The following is a 1929-nucleotide window of genomic DNA, read 5'->3' on the forward strand; positions in this document are numbered from 1 at the left end:
CCTCACCTGGTCGACGGCTGCCTCCCGCCCACCGGTCTGACCATGGACGACGGCGCGATCAGACCGCCGGACTCCGCGAGTTCAACCTGAGTACGTGCGTAAGGGCGGTGGAGTGGGCTTTGGCCGGTGTCCTGCCCGGGTTGGGGTCGGGCATGGTCAGGGGGCCGTACGCTGGCCCGGCAACTCGGGCAGGTCGTGATCCTGCCCGGAATTTGAACGAGTGGCCCCCTGGCCTTGCCCGACGCGGGCCCCGGCCCGGGGAGGTGGGTAAAGCCCACGGAGCCGACCGGCCCCACCGCCTGGCCTTCGCCCCGGCCAACTCCCCGGCGTGGCCTCGCCTTCGGCCTGGCGTTCGCCGTGCGGGCGCGTCCGGCTTTCCGCGCTTCTGGTGGTCCGCTGTGGTGTGTCTGCGCGGCCTGGTCGCTGGCCGGCCCGCGGTGGCGGAGCCGAGAGCGGGCCGGGTGGGCGGCCGTGCCGCGCGCGACCCGCGTCAGCGGGTCGCCTTGAAGATGTAGAGAAAGTTTGGACGCATCCCGCTTTGGTGGTACGCCGTGGCCGGCGGCTGGTCGTTCGGCTGGGGTACGGTCGGGTGCTCGGGCTGGCAGATGCGGCGTAGGTGGCCGTCCGGGTGATCGTTGTTCGGCTGATCCCGGGCGGTGTGGTGGGGGTACCGTCGGAGTGTTGCCGCAGAACGGAGTTGGCCGTGTCGCAGAGCATCGAGGAGCACACCGGCGCTCGGATCGCCCGTATCCGGAAGCAGCGCGGCCTGACGCAGCAGGGGCTGGCGATGCGGGCGCATGTGTCGAAGTCGCTGTTGTCGAAGGTGGAATGCGGGCAGAAGCCCGCCTCCCCCGCTCTTGTCGCTGCCTGTGCCCGTGCGCTGGGTGTTTCCACGTCCGAGTTGTTGGGGCAGCCGTACGCCGAGGAACTGCGCCGGGACCGGATGGACGCGCTGATCCAGCCGATCCGTGAGGGGCTGGAGAACTGGGACATCGCTCTGGACTGGGAGACGGTTCCCCGTCCGGCTGCCTTGATCCGGAACGACGTGCAGCGCGCCTTGGTGCAGCGCCGGCAGGCGCAGTACACGGACATGGTGCGCGACCTGCCAGCACTGATCGAGGAGTCGGTGCATGCCGTGCACACCAGTACCGGGGAAGAGCAGCGGCTGGCCTACGAGTGTCTGGCGGGGACGTTCCGGTGTGTGTTCACCGTGGCGTGGAACTTCGGCTACATCGATCTGGCGACCGTCGCTCTGGACCGTCTGGCGTGGACCGCCCCGCGGGCCGATGATCCGGGCCTGGCTGCGATGCACGCCTACCTGCGCGCGCAGACCACGATGTCTTCCGGCCGCTATGACGTGGGCATCCGGGTGATCGACCGGGCCCTGCGCGACCTCGCTGGACAGGAGGCGCGCCGCCCGGCAGGCGTTGAGGCGGTGCGGGGCGTGATGCAGTTGCGGGCTGCGGTAATCGCGGGTCGGATGAAGGATCGGGACCACGCGGACGCGCGCCTGGCCGAAGCCCGGGCCCTCGCCCGGGTCACGGGTGAACTGCCCGACTTCGGCGTCACCTGGGGGCCGACCAATGTCGGTGTGCACGCGGTGGCCATCGCCGCCGAGATGGACGACTTCGGGCGTGCGATCGAACTCGCCGAGGATGTGCGCATCCCGCGCGGCTGGACCCGTTCCCGGGCCGGGCACCACTGGATGGACCTCGGCCGCGCCCATGCCTGGTCAGGCCACCCGGAGCAGGCGCTGGACTGCCTGCACCAGGCCCGGCGTATCGCCCCGCAGCAGACCCGCTACCACCCGAGCGTGCGAGAGACGGTGCTCGCCCTGAGCTTGATCTTTAACCTCGCCCGTCACCCGACCTGCTGATCTTGGTTTGTTCCTGAGACAGCAGGACGGCCGTTCTTCACGCTTCGAGGTGT

The 1929-nt window shown here is 70.1% G+C and carries 1 protein-coding gene; it reads left to right on the forward strand.

Features of this window, described 5'->3' with window-relative positions; all coding sequences use genetic code 11:
- Positions 1-703: 703 nt before the first annotated feature.
- Complete coding sequence (locus tag ACIRFL_RS43780; protein ID WP_404041340.1) at positions 704-1876, forward strand: helix-turn-helix domain-containing protein; 1173 nt, start codon at positions 704-706, stop codon at positions 1874-1876.
- Positions 1877-1929: the final 53 nt, after the last annotated feature.

Source organism: Streptomyces sp. NPDC102462 (genome assembly GCF_044765425.1).
GTDB lineage: Bacteria > Actinomycetota > Actinomycetes > Streptomycetales > Streptomycetaceae > Streptomyces.